Raw genomic sequence first — 24,805 nt, forward strand, 5'->3', positions numbered from 1 at the left:
GGGGCATCGCGGCGGGACCAGCCGGTGGGGCTCGTGACGTCGTGCGAACAGCGGCCGGAATCAGGCCATCCGGTGACCGTCGCTCGATCGTACGGCCGAGATGTACGAGCCCGGCCCGACGGGGGAATCGCGTAAGGAACGGATCAAGGCGGGCCGCCGAGATACCCCCGAAGGGGTGATGTCACCGTAGATGACGCGGCGTGATCGAGACTTCCCATCGCGCTGCCGGGTCGCTACCCTACGTGCCGGTAATAAGCCGGGGAGGTCTGCGCGGGCGGGCCCGCGCAGCGTGGGGGCACACAACGACATGACCGGGCAGAACCACGCCACGGGGCAGAGCCGCCGTTCCTTCCTCACCCACCTCGTGGCCGCGCCGACCCTGGCCCTGGTCACCCGGGCGGGCGCCGACGCGCTGAACCCGCAGCCCGCCCACGCCGTGGTGCCCTCCCTGCCCGCCATCGCCGACCTGGTCGACCTGGGCGACCTGTTCATCCTGGCCGGGGCACCCACCTCGGCCCTGCTGGCGCTCGCCGTCGAGGCGGACGGCACCATCCGCTTCCGGCTGCCGCGCGAGGAGGTCGGCCAGGGCCTCACCACCGCCGTGGCCATGCTGGTCGCGGAGGAGCTCGACGCGCCCCTGGCCCACGTACGGGTGGAACTGGACGACGCCCGGCCCGAGCTGCTCTTCAACCAGCTCACCGGATCCTCCAACTCCGTCCGCTCGCTCTACGGGCCGGTCCGCCAGTGCGCCGCCACCGCCCGGGCCCGTCTCGTCGCGGCCGCCGCCCACCGCTGGAACCTGAGCCCCGCCGCGCTGACCACCTCCGGCGGCACCGTCCGCGCCCCCGACGGCCGCACCGCCGACTACGGCGATCTCGCCGCGGCCGCCGCCGACCCGGCCCTGGTCGTCCTCGGCGCCACCCCCAAGAAGCGGGCCGGGCACACCCTCGTGGGCAAGCCGACCGGCCGCGTCGACGCCCGCGCCATGGTCACCGGCGCCCTGCAGTACACCCTCGACCTCGACGTGCCCGGCGCCAAGCCCTGCGTCGTGCGCCGGCCGCCCACCCTCGGCGGCACGGTCCGCACCGTCACCAACCTCGCCGCCGTCCGGGCCATGCCCGGCGTCCTGCACGTGGTGACCGTCCCGACCGGGGTCGCCGTCGTCGCCGAGACCTTCGGGCAGGCCATCGACGCCAAGACGGCCCTCCAGGTCACCTGGGGACCCGGACCCGCCGACCAGCTGTCCGACGACCAGGTCCGCGCCAAACTGCGCGCTGCCACGCCGCCGTTGCTGGTCCCGCCCCTGCTGACCCCGTACGTCGACGCCGAGTTCGACTTCGCCTTCGTCAGCCACGCCCCGATGGAGACCAACTCCGCCATCGCCGACGTGCGCGAGGACCGGGCAGAGATCTGGTCCGGCCTCAAGTCCCCGATCGTGGCCCGCGAGACCATCGCCGCCGAACTCGGCCTGCCGCTGTCCAAGGTCACCGTGCACGTGGTCCAGGCCGGTGGCTCCTTCGGCCGGCGGCTCTTCTTCGACGCGGCCCTGGAAGCCGCTCGGATCTCCAAGGCCTGCCGTCGTCCGGTCCGGCTCATGTGGACCCGTGTGGACGACACCCGGCACGGCCGGATGCGCCCCGCGACCCACCACAAGATCCGTGCCACCCACCTGCTGGGCGAGGTGCTCAGCTTCGAGCACCGCGTCGCCGCCGCCGAGACCGACTTCCGGCACGGCCTGGGCGAGATCATCACCGCCACCGCGGCCAGTCTGCCGCTCGGCATCGGCAACGCCACCCTCGCCCAGACCCTCTTCCTGACCACGGTGAAGTCCCCGTACCACTTCGGACGCACCACCCAGGCCCTCACCGAAGTGCCCACCGGGATCCCCACCGCCTCCTGGCGCTCGGTTTACTCCGCCAACACGCGCGGGGCCGAGGAGATCGTGGTCGACGAACTCGCCGCCCGGACGGGCCGGGACCCGTACCGGTTCCGGCGGACCTTCCTGAAGACCGACGCCCAGCGCGCCGTGCTCGACAAGGTGGCCGCGGAGGGGAACTGGGGACGGCCGATGGAGGCCGGCTGCGCGCAGGGCATCGCCTTCCACGAGGAGTACAAGTCCCGCACCGCGTGCCTCGTCGAGATCGACACCCGGAACCCCGACCACCTCCGCGTCACCAAGGCCGTGATCGCCGTGGACGTGGGCCTGCCGGTCAACCCGCGCGGACTGGAGGCCCAGATGATCGGCGGCCTCACCGACGCGATCTCCACCACCCTGCGCGCCGGGCTGCACCTCGACAAGGGGCTTCCGCTGGAGGGCAGCTACAGCCAGTTCCACTGGGCCAAGCAGCGCGACACACCGCACGACGTACGGGTCTTCGTGCTGCCGGCCACCGGCGAGGAGCCGGGCGGCGCGGGCGAGCTCGGCGTGCCCGCCGCCGTCGGTGCGATCGCCAACGCCTGGGCCAGGGCCACCGGTTCCAAGCCGCGCAGCTTCCCCCTCGACTTCGACGTCGACTTCACCCCCTACCCCCGCTAGTGCTGTGACCGGAAGGCTTCACCGGCTCACGACGCCCGGTACGGCACCTCGCCGCGTTGTCGGACCGCGCAAGTACGTCCAGTACGAGCCGCGGTCCTCCGCCCGGGGGCCCCTCCCAGCGGTAGCTGGGGGAGATGCACCGCACCGAACGCCGCGAACCGGCAAACCTTTCCGGCCACAGCACTAGTAGGGCTTGGTCAGGTTGGGGCTGGTGTTGCGTGTCCTAAGGGCTCGGTGAGTCGTTCAAGACGTGTGACGCCGGAGGAAATTGCAGCTGTACGTGGCGAGTTGGAGGACTTCGCGGCGGAGGTTTTCGAGCCGTTCGCGCGTAAGGATCAGCGTCGGTGGGGGCGGGTTTACCTGCGGGGCCTGCTCACGGACGGGCAGCGCAAGTCGGTCGAGCCGATGGCCGCCCGGCTGGGCGAGGACGGGAACCGTCAGGCCCTGGCCCACTTCATCACCACCAGCCCGTGGGACCCCGCGCATGTGCGGGCCCGGCTGGCCTGGAGCATGGAGAAGGCGATCCGGCCCACCGTGCTGATCTTCGATGACACCGGCTTCCTCAAGGACGGCAATGCCTCGGCGTGTGTCTCGCGGCAGTACACCGGCACTGCGGGCAAGGTCACCAACTGCCAGGTGGGCGTCTCCCTGCACCTGGCCTCGGACCACGCCTCGGTGGCGGTCAACTGGCGGCTGTTCCAGCCCGAGGCCTGGGACCCCGCCTCGCCGAAGGCGGACCCGGCCAAGGTCGCCCGCCGCACCGCCTGCGGCATTCCCGACGACACCGGGCATGTGGAGAAATGGCAGCTGGCCCTGGACATGCTGGATGAGACCCGCTCGTGGGGCATCGAGGTGCCGCTGGCCGTCGCGGACGCCGGATACGGAGACGCGGCGGCATTCCGGCACGGCCTGCAGGCCCGCGGCCTCAACTACATGGTGGGGATCTCCACCACCCTCTCGGCCCAGCCCGGCGAAGCCGTGCCGGTGACCGAGCCCTACTCCGGGAACGGACGGCCACCCGTGGCGAAGTACCCGGACAAGCCGCAGTCGGTGAAACAGCTGGTCATCGCGGCCGGCCGGAAGACGGCGAAGCCAGTGCAATGGCGTGAGGGCTCCCGGCCCGGCACCGGCCGCAGCGGCTTCAAGCGGATGTACTCGCGGTTCGTGGCCTTGCGGATCCGGCCTGCCGGTCGCGAGGTCCGCCACACGGTCGAGGGCCCGGAACTGCCCGCATGCTGGCTGCTGGCCGAGTGGCCGGCCGACCAGGGCGAACCCGTTCAGTTCTGGCTCTCCGACCTGCCCGCCGACACCCCGCTGACCACCCTGGTCCGCCTGGCCAAGCTCCGCTGGCGCATCGAGCACGACTACCGCGAGATGAAACAGGCCCTGGGACTTGCCCACTTCGAGGGACGCACCTGGAACGGATGGCACCACCACGTCACCCTCGTATCCGTCGCCCACGCCTTCTGCACCCTGCAACGACTGGCCAGAGCCCCAAAAGACATGGCGCCGGCCTGAGCCTCTACCAAGTCGTCCGCGAGCTACAAACCCTCCTCGCGACATGGACCGGCGCATGCCCCACCTGCCACCGCGGCATACCCACACCAACCCCAACCTGACCAAGCCCTACTAGCCCGAGCCAGGAGTACCCCGTGCCCTCGCACACCTTCATCGTCAACGGGCGCAGCGTCACCGTGGACGCGCCCGACGACCTGCCCCTGCTGTGGGTGCTCCGCGACATGCTGGGCGTCCGCGGCCCCAAGTACGGTTGCGGGGTGGACGTCTGCAAGGCCTGCACCAGCCACCTGGACGGCGCCGACATCCGTCCCTGCGTGGTGCCCGTCTCCGCGTGCGCCGGCAAGGCGGTGACCACCATCGAGGGCCTGGCGAACGGCGACGACCTGCACCCCGTGCAGGAGGCCTGGCTCGAACAGGACGTCGCCCAGTGCGGCTTTTGCCAGCCCGGCCAGATCATGGCCGCCGTCGCCCTGCTGAAGCGCACGGGCGAGCCCACGGACGAGGACATCGACGCCATCGCCAACATCTGTCGCTGCGGCACCTACTTCCGCATCCGGGAGGCCATCCGCAGCGCGGCGCGCAAGATGTGAGCGGCGCGGGTCACGCGACGAGTAGGCGCAGGCCGAGGTCGGCCGTGTCGAGGTCGGCGAGCTCGCCGTTGCGCTCGGCCCACCGGCCGGATGCGAGGTCCTCGCGCAGCCTTCGTACCGCCCGCTGCTCGGCCTCCGGTCCGACCCTGGTCCACACCGACACCGCCCGCCGCACGCGATCCTCCAGATACGCCTCCGGCCGGCGCCAGTACGCCTCGAACAGGCCATCGGAGCAGTCCCACGGGACGGGCACCGGCTCGGCTCGGGCGCCGATCGCGTCGGCCATCCCGGCGAGCGAGGGGAAACCGGCGAGAGCGCCGGTGAACTCGGGCAGGTAGTCGCGGGTGAGCCAGAACCGGTCCTGCCATCCGGGCTCGTCGGTGTCGAAGGTGAGCACCACCACGCGGTGGGCCACGCGCCGCATCTCGCGCAGCCCCGCCATCGGGTCCCCCCAGTGGTGAACGGTGGAGACGGCCATCGCGACGTCGAAGGACCGGTCTTCGAACGGCAGGCTCTCCGCGGCGGCGGCCACGCACGGCGCCGAGCCGGCGGGCCGCTGCCTGCGCATCACCGCCGATGGCTCCACCGCGGTCACGTGGCGATCGGCCGGCTCGTAGGAGCCGGTGCCGGCCCCGACGTTCAGTACCGTCCGGGCGTCCCCGAGCGCCTCCCGGATCTGGGCGGCGAACCGCGGCTCGGTACGCCGTGTCGCGGTGTAGGCGCCGCCGATCTCCTCGTACAGCCGTGCACCCAGCATTTCCAGTTGCCTCTCCGGTGTCACCTTCAGTCCCTTCGCCCGTGCCTCGAGTTCCTTGTCGATGGCCACCACCATGGCCTCGGCGCGATCGCGCCGCTCCAGCAGCAGGCCGCGCAGTCGGCGCAGGTGCGCGACCGCGTCGGTGGACGGGTCGTCGACCAGTTCGGCGACCTCCCGCAGCCCGAAGCCCAGCCGCCGATAGGCCAGCACCTCGCGGAGCCGCTCCATGTCGTCCGCCGCGTAGGCCCGGTACCCGGACGGGGTCCGCGCCGAGGGCCGAACGAGCCCGATCTCGTCGTAGTGGTGCAGCGTGCGGACGCTCACGCCGGCCAACTCGGCCACGCGTCCCACGGTCCAGTGATCTTCCATGGCGCCAACTGTGCGGCCTGACGCCGCGTGAGGGTCAAGGCGGGGACCGAAGGCCCTGCCGGATGACACAAGCCCCAAAAGTGATGATGAATGAACCAAATGCACGATCATGCCCGAATGAGGCGTATCAATGTGAAACGCATGCTGGTCGGCGAACCCCTTGACACCGCCCGCCTGGGCGAGACCCTGCTGCCCAAGAGACTCGCCCTGCCGATCTTCTGCAGCGACCCGCTCTCCTCCGTGGCCTACGCCACCGAAGAGATCCTGCTGATCCTCGCCCTCGGCGGCGTCGCACTGCTGCACCTCACCTGGTACGCGGCCGCCGCCATCGTCTTCCTGCTCATCGTCGTCGTCGCCTCGTACCGGCAGACCTGCCACGCCTACCCGGGCGGGGGCGGCGCTTACGTCGTCAGCTCGGAGAACCTCGGGCAGACCGCCGCGCTCACCGCCGCCAGCGCCCTGCTCGTCGACTACGTGATGACCGTCGCGGTCTCCGTCGTCTCCGGCGTCAACGCCATCACCTCGGCCATCCCCTCGCTCAGCGACCACGAAGTGGTCCTGTCCGTTGCCTTCGTGGTGCTGCTGACCCTCATGAACCTGCGCGGCGTACGGGAGTCGGGCCGCATCTTCGCCATCCCCACCTACGGCTTCGTCCTCGTCATCTACCTCATGTTCGCCGTCGCCGCCGTACGGCTCGGGACCGGCGACACCATCCGCGCCGAGTCCGCCGGCCTCCCCATCACCCCGGTCGACACCTACACCGGACTCGCCCTGGTCTTCCTCACGATGCGGGCCTTCGCCTCCGGATGCACCGCCCTCACCGGCGTCGAGGCCATCAGCAACGGTGTTCCCGCCTTCCGCAAGCCCAAGGCGGACAACGCCGCGACCACGCTCGCCGCGATGGGCGTGCTCTCCGTGACGATGTTCGGCGGCATCACCGCCCTGGCCATGTCGTACCAGGTGCACGTCGCCGCCGACCCCACCGAACTGGGCCTGCCCCCGGGCACCGCGACCTCCACGGCCCTCGCCCAGATCGGGCGCGCCACCTTCGGCAGCTGGGACTTCCTCTTCTACCTGCTCCAGGCCGTCACCGCGGGCGTCCTGATCCTCGCCGCGAACACCGCCTTCAACGGCTTCCCGATGCTCGCCTCGATCCTGGCCAAGGACCGGTACGCGCCCCGCCAGCTCTTCAACCGCGGCGACCGGCTCGTCTACTCCAACGGCGTCGTGCTCCTCGCCCTCACCGCCATCGCCCTCATCGTGGCCTTCGACGCCGAACTGACCCGCCTCATCCAGCTCTACATCATCGGCGTCTTCGTCTCCTTCACCCTCTCCCAGTCGGGCATGGTCCGGCACTGGCGCAAGGCGCTCGCCTCGCCCGCCACCCCGCGCGAGGAGCGGATCCACATCCACCGCAGGCTCGCCATCAACGCCGTCGGCGCCACCTTGACCGCACTGGTCCTGGTCATCGTCCTGCTCACCAAGTTCACCCACGGCGCCTGGCTGGTCGTCATCGCGATGCCGCTGCTCTTCCTCGGCATGAAGGGCGTCCGCCGCCACTACGACCAGGTCGCCCGACAGGTCGCCATCGCCCCCGACGCCAGCCCGCGCAGGCCCGCACGCCACCACGTACTGGTCTTGGTCGCCGCCGTACAGGCCCCGACGCTCAAGGCCATCGGCTACGCGCAGGGCCTGCGCCCCGACACCCTGACGGCGGTCACCGTCGCGGCGGACGAACAGGAGGCGATCCGGCTGCGCGAGGCGTGGGCCGAGCACGACACCGGCCTGCCGCTGAAGATCCTGCACTCGCCGTACCGGGAGGTGGTGGGCCCGATCCTGGCCCACGTCGAGGAACTGGCCGCCGGCTCCCGGGCGGACATGCTGTCGGTGGTCATCCCCGAGTACGTGGTCGGCCGCTGGTGGGAGCAGCCCCTGCACAACCAGAACGCCCTGCGGCTGAAGGCGCGACTGCTCTTCACGCCGGGCGTCGCGGTGATCGACGTGCCGTACCTCCTGGAGTCCGCGAGGCCCGCCGATCCGGCACGGCGGGACGGTTAGCGGGTTCCGTTTCGACGCGCTGCAACACGGCCGAGTGCGCCAGCGCCAGTTCCACCACCTGCCGGGGGTCGGCCAGGGAGCGGCCGGTGAGCTGCTCCAGGCGCCGCAGCCGGTTGGAGACCGTGTTGCGGTGGCAGTACAGCCGCTGCGCGGCGTCCGTGGTCGAACCCTGGCAGGCCAGCCAGGTGCCCAAGGTGGTCAGGAGCGTCCGCCGGTCCTGCGCGGGCAGCGCGAGCACCGGGCCGAGCACCACCTGGCGCAGCCGCCCGGCGAGTTCGGCCTGCGCCGCGACCAGCGCCGCCGGCAGCCGTTCGTCCAGCAGTGCGGTGCGCGGGCCCTCGGACTCGGGGGCGGTGCGCAGCGCGAGGGCGGCCAGCCGGCGCGCCCGGGCCACCTCCGCCGGCGCCGCGACGACCGGGCCGACCCCGGCGCGCACCCCGAGGGGTGCGAGCAGTTCCCGTACGGACTCCAGCGGATGGTGGCCCAGCTCCACCAGGCCGATCTCCCCGTCGGCGCGGATGCGCCACAGGACGCGCGGAGCTGAGGCGGCTCCGGGCCCTCCGGCCGGGGCGACCTGGGCGACCGGAGCGACCGGGGCGCCGGACGGATCGGCGGCCAGCACGACCACCGTGAAACGGCCCCGCTCCGGCAGCCCCAGCCGTGCGGCGGCCGCTTCCACGGCCGAGACCTCCGGGGCCGAGACTTCCGCTGCCGGGGCCGACGGCCCGTCCCCGCCGTCGAGCAGCACGTCCAGCAGGGCTGCTCGGTGCTCCCGGTCCCGGTCGCCGTGCGCGGCCTCCGCCCGGCGGTACGACTCCGTCATGGCGTCCGTCATCTGCTCCAGTACGTCCCACAATTCGGTCGCGCCGGGGAGCAGCCGGGGCAGCGCCGCCCGGTCGTGCGCGGTCACGGCCTCCGTGAGGCTCTGCCAGAGCAGCCGGCCGCCGCGGCGGTGGGTGCGCAGTAGGGAGGCGAGCGGCAGCCCCTGTTCGGCGCGGAGCGCGCCGACGGCCCGGGCGTCGGCGAGCTCCACCGGCAGGCCCCGGGAACTGCGGAGCAGCCCCTCGACGGCCTGGCCGAGGGTGCGGTGGATCCGCTCGCGCAGCTCGGCCCGGCCCAGCAGGGCGGCGTAGGCGGGGTCCTCGGCCAGCGTCCGGTCCGTGAGCCGGTCCGCCACCACGGCGATCCGGCGGGACAGGTCCTCGCGTATCTCCTCGATGATCCGCTCCATGACGCGCAGCCTGACACGGAGGAGGGGGCCGTGGGGAGAGGCCGGACCGGGCACGTCCGCTACCGTGTGCGAATCACTGCACCTGCAGTGATCACCCGATGCGCCCCTTCCACCCCCAGGGACCCGCCCTTGCGCCAGAACCCGCAGCGCCGCGCCGCACTGCTCGACGCCGCCATCGAAGTCCTGGCGCGCGAGGGTTCGCGCGGCCTGACCCTGCGCGCGGTTGACGCGGAGGCGGGCGTGCCCACGGGCACCGCCTCGAACTACTTCGCCAACCGCTCGCAGCTGCTCGTGCAGATCCTGCACCGCACCCGGGAGCGGCTGGTCCCGGACCCGGCGGACCTCGCCGGCCCGCTGGACACCGAGGTCCTGCTCACGCGGCTCCTCGACCGGATGCGGCGCGAGCGCAGTGTGCACATCGCCATGCTGGAGCTGCGACTGGAGGGCACCCGGCGTCCCGAACTCCAGACGGAGCTCGCGGCCTTCCAGGGCCTGGAACTGGAGGCCAACGTCAGGTGGCACCTGGACGCGGGCCTGCCCGGGGACCGACAGGGCGTGGTCCTGATGTACCTGGCGATGCTCGGTCTGATCGTGGACGACCTGACCGCGCCCGCCATGCTGGAGGCGCACCCGGCGCACGGGCTCATTCGGACGATGGTCGAGCGCCTCCTCCCGGAAGAGCCCGCGGTCTGACTATCGTGCCGGTGAACAAGCACCGGCGGGGTGGGCAAACCGTGGGGAGTGCGGACATGGCGGACACAGTAGAAGGCGTGACGGACGGGATCCGGTGGCTGGCCGACTGGGACCAGTGGTTCGCCGGTCTGACCTTCGCGCGGGGGATAGCCCCCGACGAACTCGCCGCACGCCTCGGCGCGCTGCCGGGCCTGCACCCCGGGCCGCTGGGCGCGCTCGACGCCTGGAGCATGGTCACCGAGACCGTGGACGGCGACGGCGTGGCCCGGGTCGGCAGGTGGGGCGGCTGGTCCTTCGCCGTCGAACACGGTCAGCCGGCCGGAGCGGAACGGCTCGCCGAGGTCTCCCGGGGCGGCGTGGAGGCCGTCCACCTCGACCCGCAGCCCGATCACCCGCCCAAGCAGTTCGCGTACGCCCGGGACGGCGAGCTGGTGTGCTGCTTCGCCCTCGGCGAGGAGTGCTGGCGCGGCGGCCACCGGCCGGACTTCCTGCTCCCGGAGCTGATCGCGGCCGGGATCCTCACCCCGGAGGGCGCGTGCGCCCGCCCGGCCGACGAGGCGGACGCGGACCGCGACCGCCACACCCTCGACGTCGTGGAACGCCGCTTCGGGCTGTCCCTGCCGCGTCACCTGATCGCGGACGCCCCGCTCCCGGCGTACGTGACCTGCACGCGCTAGCGTCCGCGCCGGGGCCGGGATGCGGTGATCTTATGCTCAGGTTTACGCGAGTCCGCTGGTTTTGCGCCGGGTGAGCCACTTTGATGGGTTTGCCAGGCCTCGTACCGGAGCAGGGGGACTAGTCATGGGCACCGACCACAGCCAGAAGGACAGCACACCCACCCTGATCGGCTCGGTGCAGCGCGCACTGCGCCTCCTGGAAGCGATGTCCGCGGAAGGCGGGGTGACGGCCAAGCGGCTCGCCCGGCTCACCGGCATCCCCCTGCCCACCGTCTACCACCTGCTGCGCACCCTCACCCATGAGGGTTACGTGCAGCGCGAGGGAGGGTCGTTCCGCCTCGCGGACGATCTTCCGCTCGCTTCGTGATCAAATATCGACGCGTTCTGGCCAAGCTCTCGCACCCTTCCTGGCATGTTCCAGCGGAAAATGCCAGAACGCCCTTTCGTACAGTGGAACTTGAGTAAGTTCCCTCCTGTCGCGCCGTACGACCGTGCACTCAGCACGTCCGGCCGGGAGGGGAGCCCGCGTGCCCGGGATCGACGAATGCCTGCTCGAAGCCATGGCCCTGCCTGGTGCGCGGGGGGCCGCGCTGGTCGACTGGAGCAGCGGACTGGCCCTCGGCACCGCGGGGGAGTCGCCCGTGGGCGACCACGAGACCACCGCCGCCGAGACCGCCGAACTGGCTCGGGCGGCAGCCGAGTACGAGTCCTTCGCCCCGGCGGAAGTCGACCCGGCACACGGTGGCGGAGCCGTTCCCTCCGCCGGTTCGTCCGCCGGCCTACCGGCCGGCCCGCCTGTCGAGGATCTGATCGTCACCACCCGCACTGGATACCACGTACTGCGCTTCGTCGAGACGAGCTTCGACAGCAGCGTATTCCTGCACCTGTGGCTCGACCGCGTCGACGGCAATCTCGCCCTCGCGCGCCACAGGCTCCGTGCCCTGGCGGAGGGGCTGGTACTCAGATGACCACCCCGGCCACCGCCACGGCCGCGAACGCCTTCGCCGCTGTCTCCCCCCTTCTCACCCGACTCGCAGCGGAGCGCGCCACCGGCGCCCTGCTCCGCGACCGCGGCACCCTCTTCTTGGAGGACGGCCGCATCGTGCACGCCGAAAGCCCGGCCACCCCCGGTCTCGACGTACTGCTCACCACCGGCGGCGGCCTCGCCCCCGAGCGCTGGCGCGAGGCCGTGGACCGGGCCGGTGCCCGCCGCCAGGTCGCCCGCTTCCTCGTGGACAGCGGCGGGCTCGCAGACGGAGAGCTGGAGATATGCCACCTCGCCGCCATATTCGACGCCGCCTTCTTCGCACTCTCCCCGGGCAGCGGGCCCTCCCGCTTCCGCCGCGGGGCCACCCACTGGATCGGCTCCGTCCGTTCCGTTCCCGCCGCCGCCGTCGAACGCGAGACCCGGCGCCGCCGGGACCTGCTCGACGCGGTCTGGCCGTACCCCCTGCTGGACACCTCCCCGGTCGTCCCCCGGGCGGCCGCGCCGGGCCAGACGATCACCTCCCGGCAGCGGACCCTGCTGGGCCGGGCCGACGGCTTGCGCACCCCGGCCGACCTCGCGTGGGTCCTGGGCAGGCCCGCCTTCCACACCCTGCTCGACGTACGGCGCCTCGCGGCGGCCGGACTGGTCGAGACCCCGCACACCCCGGCCCCGCCACCGGCCGTGGCGCCCTTGCCCGACTGGATGACCGAGGCCCAATCCCCGGACGTGGCGCTGCTCCGCCGGTTACGCGACGCACTGGAGGCAAGTCTGTGAGGCTCCCGCTGCGACCGGCCCTGCGCGCCGACCGCTCCGAGCGTAGGCAGCCCGAAAGGAGTAAGGCCGACATGAGTACGGTGCCCCCCGAGACGGAGGCCGAGATACTCGCCGAGCTCCGCAGGCTGCGGGCCCGGGTACCCCAGCTCACCGGTGCCCTCGCCGCGAGCGCCGACGGTTTCGTACTCGCCCAGGACAGCGCCGCCGCTGAGGCCGAGTCCGTCGCGGCGCTGACCGCCGCCGCCCTCGGCGTGGCCCAGCGCCTCAGCGACTGCACCGGCCAGGGAGCCTTCCGCGAACTGCTCGTGCGCGGTGAGGACGGCTACGTCGCCACCTACGCGGCGGGCCTGGCGGCGGTCCTCACCCTGACCGCCGAGCCGAAGGTCAACGTCGGACGCCTCCACCTGGAAGCCCGGCGCTCAAGCCTCCGGATAGCCGAACTGATCGACCACACCCTCGGGCGACGGGGTCCCGGATTCCCACCCGGGTGATGCGCCTTCCGGTCGGCGGCCGGGCCTGACACGTCCAGCGCGTGCCGCCACAGCCGCATCCAGCTACAGCCAGTCATCCCTCCCTCACGTCCCAGTTACAGAGAAACGAGAAAGAGGACCCTCTCATGGTCAATGTGGAGACCGCACTCAAGGAAGCGACCACCACGATCGAAGGCGCGATCGGTGCCGCGCTCGTCGACTACGGCAGCGGCATGGCCCTCGGCACGATCGGGGGCGGCAAGGACCTCGACCTCGCGGTCGCGGCGGCGGGCAACACGGACGTGGTGCGCGCCAAGGTCCGCACGATGGAGATGCTCGGCCTCAAGGACGAGATCGAGGACATCCTCATCACCCTCGGCAGCCAGTACCACCTGATCCGGCTGATGAAGGCCCGCGGCTCCACGGGCTTCTTCCTCTACCTGGCCCTCGATAAGGGGCGGGCCAACCTCGCGATGGCCCGGCATCAACTGAAGAAGATCGAAGCAGACCTGGAGGTCTGACCGGCCCCACCGGGCAGGGTCAGGCCGCCTCCAACCGCATCGCCGAAGTGGCGGACGGCTGAATTCTTTGCCGTCCGCTCCGACGGTTGGCTTCGTATGCCCCATATGGGTGGAGTTTATGACTCTGTTACAGAGTAGGATGCTGTGAGCAGCTGATCATCGACAAAGCATAAAACGCTGGAGAAACCGCCACCCATGCCGCCGCGCCTGAGCATCGTCGTCCCCGTCTACAACGTCGAGCTCTACCTCGACGAGTGCCTGGAATCCATCGCATCCCAGACCTTCGAAGACTTCGAAGTCATTCTCGTGGACGACGGGTCCACGGACACGAGCGCCGTCATAGCCAAGGCGTTCGCCGCCAAGGACAAGCGCTTCCGCGTCGTGATGCAGGACAATGCAGGCCTCGGTGCGGCCCGCAACGTGGGCGCCCGTCACGCCGACAAGGACAGTGAGTACCTGGCCTTCGTCGACAGTGACGACACGATGCCCGACTACGCGTACCAGCGTCTCATCGAGGCGCTCGACGAGACGGGTTCGGACTTCGCGGGCGGCAACGTGAAGCGTTTCCGCTCCGTCGGCATGCAGCAGTCCTGGGGACACCGGGCCGCCTTCGCCCGCACCCAGCTGAAGACCCACATCTCGAAGTTCCCGGCGCTGGTCACCGACCGCACCGCGTGGAACAAGGTCTACCGGCGCAGCTTCTGGGACCGACACGGCTTCCAGTACCCGGAGGGCATCCTCTACGAGGACGCCCCGGTCAGCATCCCCGCGCACTACTTCGCCTCCAGCGTCGACATCATCAGCGACTGCGTCTACCACTGGCGCGTCCGCGAGACCGGTGAGCGCTCCATCACCCAGCGCTCCACCGACCCGATCTCCCTCATCGACCGCGTGAAGTCCGTACGCCTGGTCCGCGAGTCCCTCAAGGCCAAGCAGGGCGCCAAGTACGACCGTTACCTGCGCGACTACGACCACAACGTGCTGAGCGAGGAACTCCCGCTCATCTACAAGTACGTCGGCGAGGGCGGCCCCGACTTCCGCGCCGCGTTCGTCAAGGAGGTCGGCGGTCTCGTCCGCGAGATCGGCACCGGTCCCTGGTCCGACCTGACCGTCGCTGACCGGCTCAAGGCGTACCTGGCCGGCGAAGGCCGCGTCGAGGACTTCATCGCGCTCCAGCACCACCAGCGCGACTACAGCTACAGCGTGCCGGTCAAGGGCCTCGCCCGCCCGCAGGCGGACTACCCCTTCCTGCACGGCCGTCCGCCGGTTCCGGCCAAGATCCTCACCCTCGGTCCGCGCGAGCGCCGCGTCGTCAGCCGCCTGGAGCAGGCCGCCTGGGCCGACGGCAAGCTGCTGCTGCGCGGCTACGCCCTGCCCGGCCACCTCGGTGCGGAGAGCCGCCTCGGTTCCCGCAAGATGCTGGTCTTCCGCGAGGGGAACAAGCGTCGTCGCTCCGTCGTGAGCACCCGTACCGTCGCCTCCCCGATGGCCACGGTGAAGTCCCCGCACCTCGCTCTGCGGCACGCCGACTGGGCCGGCTTCACGGCCGTCGTCGACCCCTCGATCTTCCAGTCGGGCGGCAAGTGGAACCAGGGCACGTGGACCACGTCCATCGCCGTCACCGGCGCGGGCGGGCTGCACCGCGCCCGCCTGCGCGGCGGGGAGAACGACACCGGCCAGAACCCGCCCCCGCACTGGGTGGCTCCCGACGTCCGGATCGTCCCGACGGTTTCCGGTGCCCTCACCATCCAGGTGGAGATCGCCCGGGCCCGCGCCCTGGACGTCCACGCCGCGGGTGACGACGCCGTCGAGATCACCGGCGAACTCTCCGCCGAGGCGGTCGGATCCACCACGCTGCAGGCCGTCCACGTCACCACGGGTACGGTCCTCTCCTTCCCGCTGGAGAGCGCGGCGTCCGGCGCCGACCGGGCCTCGTTCACCGTCCGCGTACCGCTGGCCGACCTGGCCGCCGTGCCGGACGCCGAGTGCGAGCCCGGCGAGTGGGCCCCCGAGCCCTGGAGCCTCTCCGTCATCGGCCCCGACGGCACCGAGCACCGCGTGGTGCACGACGAGCGCGGTGGATTCGGTGGCCTGGTCCTGCCCCTGCCCGGTGAGGACGGGGGACGCTCCCTCTTCGCCAAGCGCGGAAACACCGGGCACCTGACCCTCTCCGTGCAGCCCTCCCCGCCGCTGGTCGACGGGGTCACCGCCGAAGACGGCACCCTCACCCTGCGCGGCCGCTTCGTCGCGCCGACCGACGAGCCGTACGAGTTGGTCCTGCACAACGCCAACGGCGTGGAGTTCAGCTACCCCGTCACCCGTGACGGGGACGCCTTCGAGGCCGTCTTCCGGCCCGTGCTCCCCGAGGCGTACGCCGGCCGCACCACGCTCCCCGAAGGCCGCTGGTGGCCGACGATGCGCCCGGTCGCCCAGGGCGGAACCACCGCCGGACTCCTCGGCGTCGACCGCGGCGCCCCCGTACAGATGGGTCCGGGCCTGCTCTTCGCCGGGCCGCACCCGCTCACCGTGCAGGGCCGCCGGATGCGGGTCGAGACCCGCTTCCACGACCGCATGGTGCTGGTCGCGGACCCGCTCATCAGCCCGCACGACCGCTCCCACTACGCACAGCGCGTGGCCCGGTTCGAGACCTACCCGGCGCAGCGCGCCCTGCCGGTCAAGGACATCGTCGTCTACGACACCCACCACGGGCAGGGCTCCGGCGACTCGCCGCGCGCCATCCACGAGGAACTGGTGCGCCGCGGCGAGAAGCTGGAACACGTCTGGCTGGTCCGCGACGGCCAGACCGAGGTCCCGGAGACCGCCCGCGCCGTCCAGTACCAGAGCGTGGAGTCGTGGGAGGTGCTGGCCCGCGCCCGTTACTTCGTGACCAACGACACCGTGCCGGGGCGCTTCCAGCGCCGCGCCGGCCAGGTCGTCGTACAGACGTGGCACGGTACGCCGATCAAGGAGATCGGTCACGACTTCGTGCACGACTACTACACGAGCCCGGAGATCCTGGAAGGGCTGGAGCACGACAGCGCCCAGTGGACCCTGCTGGCCTCCCCGAGCTCCTTCGCCACGCCCATCCTCAAGCGCGCCCTCGGCTACGACGGCGAGGTCATCGAGGCGGGCAGCCCGCGTGCGGACGCCCTGGTACGGCCCGACGCGCAGCGGATCGCCGAGGTCCGCCGCCGGCTCGGCCTGCCCGAGGGCAAGAAGGTCGTCCTCTACATGCCCACGTGGCGCGAGAACAACGAGGGCTTCTCGGGCGGCTACAAGCTCGACCTGCGGATCGACCTGGACCAGGCCCGCCGTGAGCTGGGCGAGGACCACGTCCTGCTGATCCGTAGCCACCACCACGTGACGGAGCAGGTCCGTGACGGTGTCCGCGACGGGTTCGTCATCGACGTGTCCCGCTGGCCCGACGCGGCCGACCTGCTGCTGGTCGCCGACGTGCTGATCTCGGACTACTCCTCCGCGATGTTCGACTTCGCGCTCACGGACCGGCCGATCCTGCTCTTCACGTACGACCTGGAGCACTACCGCGGCACGCTGCGCGGCTTCAACTTCGACCTGGAGGAGAAGGCCCCCGGACCGCTGCTGGCGGACTCGGCGAGCCTGATCGAGGCCGTGCGCAACGCGGACGCGGTCGGGGCGCAGTACGCCGAGGCACGAGCGGCGTTCCGCGCCGAGTTCTGCGACCTGAACGACGGCAACGCCACCGAGCGCGTCGTCGAGCGCATGCTCGCGATGGGCGCGGAGCCCGCCAAGTAAGCCGAACGGGCGAATTACCGGCCGAATGCGGACCGGCCCCGGACCCACCGATGAATTTCGGGTCCGGGGCCGGTCTGTATGTGAGGGACGGCATCCATCGTCCAGCGACCGGCCCGGAGGCAGAGATGAGCGGCAAGGGATTCACCACGTGTCTGTGGTTCGACGGCAATGCGGAAGCGGCCGCCGACTACTACCTGTCCGTCTTCAAGGACGGCAAGCTCGGCCGGATCGGTCGGTACACGGAGGCGGGCCCCGGCCGGGCCGACTCCGTCATGGTCGTGGAGTTCGAGATCAACGGCCAGCAGTTCATCGGCCTCAACGGCGGTCCGCAGTTCCCCTTCACCGAGGCGATCTCCTTCCAGATCCGCTGCGCCGACGAGTCGGAGGCGGACTACTACTGGGACGCGCTGACCGGCGACGGCGGCGAGGAGGGCGTCTGCGGCTGGGTCAAGGACAGGTTCGGCGTGTCCTGGCAGGTCATCCCGCCGGGCGCCATCGACCTGATCGCCGACCCGGACCCCGGGCGGGCCGCCCGGGCCACCGCCGCCATGATGCAGATGAAGAAGCTGGACGTGACGGAAATGCGCCGGGCGGCGGACGCGGGCCAGAGCTAGGCCGGGGCGTGGGCGACGGGGACTAGGAGACGGCGAACCTGGCCAGCAGGGCCGGCAGGGCGGTGCCGATCGGCTCGCGGACGATCTCGTCGGCCAGCGGGTCGTACGGGGTCTCCTCCGCGTTCACGATGATCAGTCGGGCCCCGGCCTCCGCGGCCATGCCGGCGAGCGACGCGGCGGGTTGTACTTGCAGGGTCGACCCGACGGCGATGAAGACCTGGCACCCCTTGGCCACGGCCATCGCCTGCCCCAGCACCTCGGGGTCGAGCCGCTGGCCGAACATCACGGTCGCCGATTTGAGGATCCCGCCGCACACCAGGCAGGCGGGATCCGGTTCCCCGGCGGCCACCCGGGCCAGCGCCCCGTCCATGTCCGACCGGGCGTGACAGGCCGTGCACACCACCGATCGTGCGCTGCCGTGCAACTCGAAGACCTTGCGGTCGGGCATTCCGGCGAGTTGGTGCAGTCCGTCCACGTTCTGGGTGATCACCCGCACCGGGGTGCCGCCGCGCTCCAACTCCGCCACGGCCAGGTGCGCGGCGTTCGGCCGTGCTCCGAGCGCGCCGATCTCGGCGCGCATCAGCCAGGAGCGGCGCCGGATCTCCGGATCGGCCATGTAGTACGCGTAGGTCACGAGCTTTTCGGCATCGGGATCCTGCCGCCACAGGCCCCGGGGCCCTCGGTAGTCCGGAATTCCGGAGTCGGTGGACATTCCGGCCCCGCTGAACACTGCGACAAGTGGCTTCCCCATGCACCGACCCTATGCACGGGTACGGGCGGCCCGCGAGCCCATTTCCGCGTACCCGCCGGCGGGTCGTTTCTGCGGTGAATCCCGACCCCCACAGGAGTGAGATCCGGGCCCCGCCCTCCCGATCCGCCGGCCCGGCGGGTACAAGACCGGACATGATGCTCACGCCGTACCGCCTCGGTGCCCTGCTGCTGACCCTGCTCGCGCTCCCGGTCGTGCCGTCCGTCCCCGCCCTCGCCGCGCCCGCCGCCGTCGTGGGGAGGGGACACACCGCGGCCCAGATCAGCGAGTTCCTCATCGGCTTCTACGGTGACCACGGCCCCTCCGAGCAGGACCGGGAGAACCAGGTCTCGCAGATCCTCAAGGAGAGACAGCAGGTCAACGAAGAGGTCGACGTCCTGCTCTGCTCCCAAGAGGAGCCGCAGGACATCAGCGTCGGCCCGGTCACCGTCGCGAAGACCGCCTCGGTGGGATGGGCCACCGTGACCACCCATTGGGCCTCCGGCAACACCGACACCTTCACCGCTTACGTACGTCTGGACTCCAACCCCATCCGGCTCGACGACGTGATCTGCGCGGGCTGAAATCCGTACGGTGATCGACGGGGCCGTCCATAGGGTGGGTGCATGGCTACGACAACCACGACCGCCACCGTCCTCTACTGCCGCGACCCCCTGAACGAGCGCCGGGTCGACGCCCACTTCGCGGCGGAGGCCCGACAGTTGCGCGACACCGGGGGCACCGCCCTGCTCATCGACCACGACGCGCTGCTGGCCGGGGACGCCGAACGGGCCGTCGCGCGCGTGCCGGACGGGCCCGGAGCCGTCTGGTACCGCGGCTGGATGATCCCCTCGGGCCACTACGCCGCACTGGACGCGGTCCTGCGCCGACGCGGTGGTGAGCTGGTCGTCACCCCGGAGGCGTACCGCAGGGCGCACGAACTCCCCGGCTGGTACGAGACCTTCGCGGGTCTGACCCCGGTCAGCAGTTGGTTGCCGGCGGGGCCTGGGACGGTCCCGGATCCGGAGGGCCTCGCGGCCCTCACGGTGGGCCTGCCGCCGGGACCCGCCGTCATCAAGGACTACGTGAAGTCCCGCAAGCACGAGTGGGACGAGGCCTGTTACGTGCCCGACCTCGCCGACCGGGCCGCGCTGCACCGCGTCGTCGCCCGCTTCGTCGAACTGCAGGGCGAGTTCTTGGCGGGCGGGGTGGTGGTGCGGGCCTTCGAGCACTTCGTCACGCCGGAGGGGGCGGCCGCGGAGGTGCGGGTGTGGTGGCGGGACGGGGCGCCGCGACTGGTCACCGCCCACCCCGACAGCCCGGTCGGCGAGGTCCCGGGACCGGCCCTCGCGTCGGCCCTCGAACCGGTCCGGGCGGCAGTCGAGGCGCTGGGCTGCCCCTTCGTGACCACCGACCTCGCACTGCGCGCGGACGGGGTGTGGCGCGTCGTCGAAGTAGGGGACGGTCAGGTCAGTGACCTCCACCGGGAGGCCGATCAGGCCGCGTTCGTAAGTCTTTTGACGACGCATCAGGCACTCCTGCGCACACCGGCCCCATCTGGTACAACACCCGCATGACGGGATTCGAGATCGGCGGCGCGAGCGCCGCCGACATGAGGCTGATGCGCGACTGGGCCGACGAGGAGGGCTGGAATCCGGGGGACTCGGACCGGTTCGCCTTCGCGGTCGCCGACCCGGAGGGGTTCCTCATGGGGCGGCTGGACGGCGAGCCGGTGGCCTGCATCTCCGCCGTGCGGTACGGCGGGGGCTTCGGTTTCATCGGCTTCTACATCGCCCGGCCGGCCGTCCGCGGCCAGGGGTACGGCATGCGGCTGTGGCGCGCCGGGATGGAACGGCTCGACGGGCGCCTCGTGGGTCTGGACGGGGTCGTCGACCAGCAGGCCAACTACCGCAAGTCGGGCTTCCGCCCGGCCTGGAACAACTTCCGCTACGAAGGCGCCCCACAGGGGGGCGACGACGGCGGGGTCGAGGTCGTGGACGCGGGCACCCTGCCCTTCGGTCGGCTCGCCGCCTATGACCGGCGGTTCTTCCCCGCGGCGCGGGGCGCCTTCCTGTCCGCATGGACCGGACTGCCCGGCCGCACCGCCCTGGCCGCCGTCCGGGACGGCCGGATCGAGGGTCTCGGCGTGATCCGCCCCTCCAGCGCCGCCCATCGGATCGGCCCGCTCTATGCGGCCACCCCGGCGGTGGCGGCGGCCCTGCTGCGGGAGTTGTCCCGGCAGGCTCCCGACGGCCTGGTGTCCGTGGACGTACCGGACGCCAACCCGGCGGCCGCCGCGCTCTTCGAACGCCTCGGTCTGGCCCCGGCCTTCGAGACCGCCCGGATGTACACCGGCCCGGCGCCGGACCTCGCCCTGTCGGAACTCTTCGGGGTGACCAGTCTCGAACTGGGATGAGGAGCCGGAGCTGTTGACGGCATCGGCGGCTGCGCCCCGGTGAGCCGGGCCGGACGGCGGTCGCACGGCGCCGCCCGGCCCACCGCCTCACGCGGGGTCAGAAGCCGAACAGTACGCCGGAGGTGTTCCGCAGGCCGCACGGATTGGCGAAGGTGTACGTGTAGCTGAGCCGACGGCCCTGCCACACGCCGACGGCCGTCACCGTCATCGGGTTCCACTCCCTGGTACAGACGGCGCCGGCGGCCGGTGCGGCCAGCGGGTCGAGCCGTGAGCCGTTGGCACGTAACTCGGCGCACGCCGCAGCCGGGTTCGGGTGCGTCCCGCCGGGCGTCGGCGAGCAGACGAGGGTCACCGCGCGCAGGACCGTGCCCGTTTTGGCATCGGGCCCGGCCGTCACGCTGAGCACCAGCGCGGACGGCGCGTACAGGCTCTGGGTACCGGTCGGTGCGGCTCCGGCCGTACCCGGCCAGACCAGCGCGGTGAGCGCGGTGAGCGCCATGGCGGCGGAACCGAGCCCGAGACCCCTTGCGATGGACCGCATTTCGAACACTCCCTTGGGTTGGTGTTTCGGATAGCGGACGCAGTCTTGCCGACCCGAGCCATGAACGCCCGTTCGGACCTCCTTTTTCCGTCACCGATCGTGTACGAATGACTGCAGACAGCAGCCGTGCGATCGGGCTGACCTGTGCGGGAGCGGGCCGCCGAATCGGCCGAACACCGACCGGGACACCTCCCCGAAACCTGCCGCACCACGCCTGTGATCTGCCCGGACGGGGTCTGGGGCCCCTCCGGGGGTAGGGCCGGCCCCACCCCGGAGACACGGCCTGGGCCCGCTGTGCGGCGCCGCCCGCGACGGTTGGCTTCAGGCATGGAAAACGATGCGATCCAACTCGACGACGTCACCCGGGTCTTCGGCGCTGGCGACCGGGCGGTCACCGCCCTCGACCGGGTCTCCCTCGACGTTCCCCGGGGCACCTTCACCGCCGTCATGGGCCCCTCCGGCTCCGGAAAGTCCACCCTGCTGCAATGCGCGGCGGGACTCGACCGGCCCACCTCCGGTCGGGTGAGCGTGGGCGGCACCGAACTCGGCCGGCTCGGCGAGACCCGGCTGACCCTGCTGCGTCGCGACCGCATCGGCTTCGTCTTCCAGGCCTTCAACCTGCTGCCCGCCCTGACCGCCGAACAGAACGTCGCCCTGCCCCTGCGCCTGGCCGGCCGCCGCCCCGCCAGGGCCGAGGTCCGCGAGGCGCTGGCTCGGGTGGGCCTCGGCGACCGGGCCCGGCACCGGCCCGCGCAGCTGTCCGGCGGGCAGCAGCAGCGCGTGGCCCTGGCCCGCGCCCTGATCACCCGCCCCGAGGTGCTCTTCGGCGACGAACCCACCGGCGCCCTGGACTCGCAGACCGGCCGCGGGGTGCTCACCCTGCTCCGGACCATGGTCGACACCGAACGCCAGACCGTCGTCATGGTCACCCACGACCCCGTGGCCGCCTCCTACGCGGACCGCGTGGTCTTCCTCGCCGACGGCCGGGTGAACGGCGATGTCCTGGGCGCACGCGCCCAGGACATCGCCGCCCGCATGACCGCGCTGGAGGGAGCGCCGTGCTGACCATCGCCCTGCGCACCGCGCGCCACCGCTGGGTCACCCTCCTCGGGAGCTTCGTGGCCCTGGCCCTCGGCGTCGGCCTCATCGCCACCATGGGCCTCGGGCTCGCCGCCACCCTGGACGCCCCGCAGCGCCTCCCGGAGCGGTTCGCCCAGGCCCCCGTCGTCGTCAGGGGCGACGACGTGCTGCGCGTCCCCGTCCCGGGCGGGGAACGCACCGCCAAGCTCGCCCACCCCCGGCCCGTCCCCTCCGAACTCGCCCGGCGGCTGGCCGCCCTCGGCCCGACCACCGAGGACCGGTCCTTCCCCGTCCGAGCCGAGGGCGGGCCGGAGCACCTGGTCGGCCATCCCTGGTCCGTTGCCGCCTTCGCCCCGTACGCCCTCGACGCGGGCCGGTCCCCGCGCTCCGACGACGAGGTCGTCACCACCGGCTGGTCCCGGCCCGGGGCCCGGATCGGCACCGACCACGGCCCCGTGACCGTGGTCGGCACCGTCGCCGACCGCGGCTTCGAGGACGCCGTCTTCTGGACCGATGCCCGCGCCGCCCGGCTCTCGCCCGCCGTCGACCAACTCGTCGTCGCCGCCGACCCGACCGCCGTACGGGACGCCGTACGCGATGCCGTCCGGGCGTTCCCGGGCCGGGACACCGACGTACGGGTCCTGACCGGCCCGGACCGCCGCCACGCCGACCCCGACCCCGAACGCGAGCGCGAGGCCCTGGTCGCCGTGAACGCCGTACTCGGCACCGCGGGCGGCATCACCTGCTTCGTCGCGGTGTTCGTCGTCGCCTCCACCTTCGCCTTCGCCGTCGCCCAACGCCGCAAGGAGTTCGCGCTGCTGCGCACGGCCGGCGCCACCCCGGGCCAAATCCGGCGCACGGTGGTCGCCGAGGCGTTGATGCTCGGCGTGGTCGCCTCCGCAGCGGGCTGTCTGCTCGGGGCGTACGGAGCGCCCGTGTTCGTCTCGCACCTGGTGGACGAGGGCCTCGCACCCCGCTGGTTCGCCGTCGGCGACGCCACCTGGCCCTTCCACGCGGCCTTCTGGGCCGGCCTGCCCGTCGCGCTCGCGGGAGTCGTCGCCGCCTCCTGGCGGGCGGGCCGGGTCGCCCCCTCCGAGGCACTGCGCGAAGCCGCGTACGAGACGCGGACCATGACCCCGGGCCGCTGGATCTTCGGCGCCGGACTGCTGCTGACGGGCCTCGGCACCCTCGCCCACGCCCTGCTCACCGACCCCGCGGACCTGCTCCACCGCAAGACGTACACCAGCCGTCCGATGCTGTTCATCGTCGCCTTCGCGCTGCTGTCGCCGGTGCTGGTGCGCCCGTTGGTCCGGCTGCTCGCCTGGCTCCCCGCCCGGCTGCCGGGCGCCGGCGGGATGCTGATCCGGGAGAACGCGGCGGCCGGCACCCGGCGTACGGCGGCCGTCGCCGCCCCCGTCCTGGTCACCGTGGCCCTCGCCGGATCCCTGCTGGGCACCACCGCCACTCTGAACGAGGCCAAGGCCGCCGAGATCCGGCAGCGGACCACCGCCGACCACGTCGTCACGGCCGGCCCGGGCGGGTTCGATCCGGCCGCGGTCGAGCGGATCCGGGCCGTACCTGGAACGGAGATCTCCGCCACCGCCGCGACCGCCGTCCACGTGCTGGAGGAGGGCAGGGCGCTGATCCGCTCCGACGCCCGCGCCGCGGATCCCGCGGCCCTCGCCCGGACCGCCCGACTGCCCCTGACGGCAGGATCGGTCACCGACCTCGACGACGACTCCGTCATCGTCACCGCGGAATGGGAACGGCACACCGTCGGATCCACCGTCGAGGTGTGGCTCGGTGACGGCACCCGCAAGGCCCTGCGGATCGCGGCCGTGATGAGCACCGGCACCGGGGGCAACGGCGCCTACGTCACCCCCGCCAACGCCCCCGGCGCGACGGTGGACCGGATCGACGTACGCCTCGCCCCGGGCGCGGACGGCGCGGCGGTCGGCGCCGCGCTGGCCGAGGCCGCACGGCAGGCCGGGGGCCGCGCCCTCACCAAGGACCGGTGGTTGTCCGAAAACCGGCCCGGGACCCGACGCACCACCCGGACGGGCTTCCTGCTGGTCCTCGGCATCGCCCTGCTCTACACGGGGATCGCGCTCGCGGGCACCCTGGTCACGGCCACCTCCGACCGGGCCCGCGAGCTCGCGGTGCTGCGCCTGGCCGGAGCCACCCGGTGGCAGGTCCTGCGGCTAGTGGCGGGGGAGTCCCTGCTGGTCGTGCTCGTCGGCACGGTCACCGGCACCCTGGTCGCCGCCCTGAACCTGGCCGGTGTCGGGGCGGCACTGGGCCTCTTGGACGTCAGGGGCGCCCTGGTGATCCCGTGGGCCGCCCTCGGGGCGACGTCCGGCGCCTGCGCGGCCGTGGCGGTGGTCTCCGCGGTCGTCCCGGCCGGGCTGTGCCTACGGCGCAGGGCGGTCGAGACGGCGGGCCAGCACTAG

General features: G+C 72.1%; 22 protein-coding genes. 18 read left to right on the plus strand and 4 right to left on the minus strand.

Features of this window, described 5'->3' with window-relative positions:
• Positions 1 to 307 precede the first annotated feature (307 nt).
• The 3 genes from OG207_RS38665 to OG207_RS38675 all read left to right on the plus strand — a co-directional run bounded on the left by OG207_RS38665 (position 308) and on the right by OG207_RS38675 (position 4,644).
• Positions 308 to 2,536 carry a xanthine dehydrogenase family protein molybdopterin-binding subunit gene (locus tag OG207_RS38665; protein WP_329105557.1) on the plus strand — a complete coding sequence of 743 codons (2,229 nt, stop codon included), beginning with the start codon at positions 308 to 310 and terminating at the stop codon, positions 2,534 to 2,536.
• Positions 2,537 to 2,788: 252 nt separating this feature from the next.
• A complete protein-coding gene (locus OG207_RS38670) occupies positions 2,789 to 4,054 on the plus strand; it encodes an IS701 family transposase (protein WP_329095407.1) in 1,266 nt (421 codons plus the stop codon).
• A gap of 134 nt (positions 4,055 to 4,188) precedes the next feature.
• Positions 4,189 to 4,644, plus strand: a complete 456-nt coding sequence (locus OG207_RS38675; protein WP_329105559.1) for a (2Fe-2S)-binding protein — start codon at positions 4,189 to 4,191, stop codon at positions 4,642 to 4,644.
• A 10-nt stretch (positions 4,645 to 4,654) separates the two neighbouring features.
• Here the strand turns inward: OG207_RS38675 and OG207_RS38680 are convergent, their stop codons facing one another.
• The gene (locus OG207_RS38680) at positions 4,655 to 5,770 is read right to left on the minus strand and encodes a MerR family transcriptional regulator (RefSeq protein ID WP_329105561.1); all 1,116 of its coding nucleotides are present in this window, start codon (positions 5,768 to 5,770) and stop codon (positions 4,655 to 4,657) included.
• A 117-nt stretch (positions 5,771 to 5,887) separates the two neighbouring features.
• Between OG207_RS38680 and OG207_RS38685 the strand changes: the two genes are divergently transcribed.
• Positions 5,888 to 7,828 (plus strand): APC family permease, encoded by a 1,941-nt coding sequence (locus OG207_RS38685; protein WP_329105563.1) that lies wholly within the window; start codon positions 5,888 to 5,890, stop codon positions 7,826 to 7,828.
• Here the strand turns inward: OG207_RS38685 and OG207_RS38690 are convergent.
• On the minus strand, positions 7,746 to 9,059 hold the full coding sequence (locus OG207_RS38690; RefSeq protein ID WP_329105565.1) for a helix-turn-helix domain-containing protein: 1,314 nt from the start codon (positions 9,057 to 9,059) through the stop codon (positions 7,746 to 7,748). The two genes, OG207_RS38685 and OG207_RS38690, sit on opposite strands and share 83 nt — an antisense overlap.
• A gap of 129 nt (positions 9,060 to 9,188) precedes the next feature.
• Between OG207_RS38690 and OG207_RS38695 the strand changes: the two genes are divergently transcribed.
• The 9 genes from OG207_RS38695 (at position 9,189) to OG207_RS38735 (ending at position 17,570) form a co-directional block, all read left to right on the plus strand.
• A complete protein-coding gene (locus tag OG207_RS38695; RefSeq protein ID WP_329105567.1) occupies positions 9,189 to 9,752 on the plus strand; it encodes a TetR/AcrR family transcriptional regulator in 564 nt (187 codons plus the stop codon).
• Positions 9,753 to 9,808: 56 nt separating this feature from the next.
• A complete protein-coding gene (locus OG207_RS38700) occupies positions 9,809 to 10,429 on the plus strand; it encodes a DUF6461 domain-containing protein (protein ID WP_329105569.1) in 621 nt (206 codons plus the stop codon).
• Positions 10,430 to 10,553: 124 nt separating this feature from the next.
• Positions 10,554 to 10,796 carry a helix-turn-helix domain-containing protein gene (locus OG207_RS38705; protein ID WP_189742670.1) on the plus strand — a complete coding sequence of 81 codons (243 nt, stop codon included), beginning with the start codon at positions 10,554 to 10,556 and terminating at the stop codon, positions 10,794 to 10,796.
• A 160-nt stretch (positions 10,797 to 10,956) separates the two neighbouring features.
• Positions 10,957 to 11,397, plus strand: coding sequence for a hypothetical protein (locus OG207_RS38710; RefSeq protein ID WP_329105571.1), 441 nt, complete (start codon positions 10,957 to 10,959; stop codon positions 11,395 to 11,397).
• Positions 11,394 to 12,191, plus strand: a complete 798-nt coding sequence (locus OG207_RS38715) for a transcriptional regulator (RefSeq protein ID WP_329105573.1) — start codon at positions 11,394 to 11,396, stop codon at positions 12,189 to 12,191. Before OG207_RS38710 ends, OG207_RS38715 begins: the two co-directional genes overlap by 4 nt.
• 71 nt (positions 12,192 to 12,262) lie before the next feature.
• Complete coding sequence (locus OG207_RS38720; protein WP_329105576.1) at positions 12,263 to 12,682, plus strand: roadblock/LC7 domain-containing protein; 420 nt, start codon at positions 12,263 to 12,265, stop codon at positions 12,680 to 12,682.
• Between the two features lie 125 nt (positions 12,683 to 12,807).
• Positions 12,808 to 13,182 carry a hypothetical protein gene (locus OG207_RS38725; protein ID WP_150255694.1) on the plus strand — a complete coding sequence of 125 codons (375 nt, stop codon included), beginning with the start codon at positions 12,808 to 12,810 and terminating at the stop codon, positions 13,180 to 13,182.
• Positions 13,183 to 13,377: 195 nt separating this feature from the next.
• Entirely contained in the window at positions 13,378 to 16,956 is a 3,579-nt protein-coding gene (locus tag OG207_RS38730; protein ID WP_329105578.1) for a bifunctional glycosyltransferase/CDP-glycerol:glycerophosphate glycerophosphotransferase, read from the plus strand.
• A gap of 125 nt (positions 16,957 to 17,081) precedes the next feature.
• The gene (locus OG207_RS38735) at positions 17,082 to 17,570 is read left to right on the plus strand and encodes a VOC family protein (protein ID WP_329105580.1); all 489 of its coding nucleotides are present in this window, start codon (positions 17,082 to 17,084) and stop codon (positions 17,568 to 17,570) included.
• Between the two features lie 22 nt (positions 17,571 to 17,592).
• On the opposite strand, the gene OG207_RS38740 is transcribed toward OG207_RS38735, so the two are convergent.
• Positions 17,593 to 18,321 carry an SIR2 family NAD-dependent protein deacylase gene (locus OG207_RS38740; protein WP_329105582.1) on the minus strand — a complete coding sequence of 243 codons (729 nt, stop codon included), beginning with the start codon at positions 18,319 to 18,321 and terminating at the stop codon, positions 17,593 to 17,595.
• A gap of 152 nt (positions 18,322 to 18,473) precedes the next feature.
• Between OG207_RS38740 and OG207_RS38745 the strand changes: the two genes are divergently transcribed.
• Genes OG207_RS38745 through OG207_RS38755 form a run of 3 tightly spaced genes read left to right on the plus strand, consistent with a single transcriptional unit; the run spans position 18,474 to position 20,734 of the window.
• The gene (locus tag OG207_RS38745) at positions 18,474 to 18,902 is read left to right on the plus strand and encodes a hypothetical protein (RefSeq protein ID WP_329105584.1); all 429 of its coding nucleotides are present in this window, start codon (positions 18,474 to 18,476) and stop codon (positions 18,900 to 18,902) included.
• A 42-nt stretch (positions 18,903 to 18,944) separates the two neighbouring features.
• Positions 18,945 to 19,895, plus strand: coding sequence for an ATP-grasp domain-containing protein (locus OG207_RS38750; protein ID WP_329105586.1), 951 nt, complete (start codon positions 18,945 to 18,947; stop codon positions 19,893 to 19,895).
• Positions 19,892 to 20,734: a GNAT family N-acetyltransferase gene (locus OG207_RS38755; protein ID WP_329105588.1), complete on the plus strand. Its 843-nt coding sequence runs from the start codon at positions 19,892 to 19,894 to the stop codon at positions 20,732 to 20,734. The genes OG207_RS38750 and OG207_RS38755 overlap by 4 nt, the downstream gene beginning before the upstream one ends.
• A gap of 97 nt (positions 20,735 to 20,831) precedes the next feature.
• Here OG207_RS38755 and OG207_RS38760 read toward each other — a convergent pair whose 3' ends face one another.
• Positions 20,832 to 21,275: a subtilase-type protease inhibitor gene (locus tag OG207_RS38760; RefSeq protein ID WP_329105590.1), complete on the minus strand. Its 444-nt coding sequence runs from the start codon at positions 21,273 to 21,275 to the stop codon at positions 20,832 to 20,834.
• A 327-nt stretch (positions 21,276 to 21,602) separates the two neighbouring features.
• Between OG207_RS38760 and OG207_RS38765 the strand changes: the two genes are divergently transcribed.
• Together OG207_RS38765 and OG207_RS38770 are read left to right on the plus strand one after the other, a co-directional pair.
• On the plus strand, positions 21,603 to 22,340 hold the full coding sequence (locus tag OG207_RS38765; RefSeq protein ID WP_329105593.1) for an ABC transporter ATP-binding protein: 738 nt from the start codon (positions 21,603 to 21,605) through the stop codon (positions 22,338 to 22,340).
• A complete protein-coding gene (locus OG207_RS38770; protein ID WP_329105595.1) occupies positions 22,334 to 24,805 on the plus strand; it encodes an ABC transporter permease in 2,472 nt (823 codons plus the stop codon). The genes OG207_RS38765 and OG207_RS38770 overlap by 7 nt, the downstream gene beginning before the upstream one ends.

Source organism: Streptomyces sp. NBC_01439 (genome assembly GCF_036227605.1).
Lineage (GTDB): Bacteria > Actinomycetota > Actinomycetes > Streptomycetales > Streptomycetaceae > Streptomyces.

Excerpts from the sequence above, each read along its gene's own strand:
- OG207_RS38680 (WP_329105561.1), bottom strand. The coding sequence starts at position 5,770 with ATGGAAGATCACTGGACCGTGGGACGCGTGGCCGAGTTGGCCGGCGTG.
- OG207_RS38760 (WP_329105590.1), bottom strand. The coding sequence starts at position 21,275 with ATGCGGTCCATCGCAAGGGGTCTCGGGCTCGGTTCCGCCGCCATGGCG.
- OG207_RS38725 (WP_150255694.1), top strand. The coding sequence starts at position 12,808 with ATGGTCAATGTGGAGACCGCACTCAAGGAAGCGACCACCACGATCGAA.
- OG207_RS38705 (WP_189742670.1), top strand. The coding sequence starts at position 10,554 with ATGGGCACCGACCACAGCCAGAAGGACAGCACACCCACCCTGATCGGC.
- OG207_RS38730 (WP_329105578.1), top strand. The coding sequence starts at position 13,378 with ATGCCGCCGCGCCTGAGCATCGTCGTCCCCGTCTACAACGTCGAGCTC.
- OG207_RS38750 (WP_329105586.1), top strand. The coding sequence starts at position 18,945 with ATGGCTACGACAACCACGACCGCCACCGTCCTCTACTGCCGCGACCCC.
- OG207_RS38745 (WP_329105584.1), top strand. The coding sequence starts at position 18,474 with ATGATGCTCACGCCGTACCGCCTCGGTGCCCTGCTGCTGACCCTGCTC.
- OG207_RS38685 (WP_329105563.1), top strand. The coding sequence starts at position 5,888 with ATGAGGCGTATCAATGTGAAACGCATGCTGGTCGGCGAACCCCTTGAC.
- OG207_RS38765 (WP_329105593.1), top strand. The coding sequence starts at position 21,603 with ATGGAAAACGATGCGATCCAACTCGACGACGTCACCCGGGTCTTCGGC.
- OG207_RS38720 (WP_329105576.1), top strand. The coding sequence starts at position 12,263 with ATGAGTACGGTGCCCCCCGAGACGGAGGCCGAGATACTCGCCGAGCTC.
- OG207_RS38690 (WP_329105565.1), bottom strand. The coding sequence starts at position 9,059 with ATGGAGCGGATCATCGAGGAGATACGCGAGGACCTGTCCCGCCGGATC.
- OG207_RS38740 (WP_329105582.1), bottom strand. The coding sequence starts at position 18,321 with ATGGGGAAGCCACTTGTCGCAGTGTTCAGCGGGGCCGGAATGTCCACC.
- OG207_RS38665 (WP_329105557.1), top strand. The coding sequence starts at position 308 with ATGACCGGGCAGAACCACGCCACGGGGCAGAGCCGCCGTTCCTTCCTC.
- OG207_RS38735 (WP_329105580.1), top strand. The coding sequence starts at position 17,082 with ATGAGCGGCAAGGGATTCACCACGTGTCTGTGGTTCGACGGCAATGCG.
- OG207_RS38700 (WP_329105569.1), top strand. The coding sequence starts at position 9,809 with ATGGCGGACACAGTAGAAGGCGTGACGGACGGGATCCGGTGGCTGGCC.
- OG207_RS38755 (WP_329105588.1), top strand. The coding sequence starts at position 19,892 with ATGACGGGATTCGAGATCGGCGGCGCGAGCGCCGCCGACATGAGGCTG.
- OG207_RS38715 (WP_329105573.1), top strand. The coding sequence starts at position 11,394 with ATGACCACCCCGGCCACCGCCACGGCCGCGAACGCCTTCGCCGCTGTC.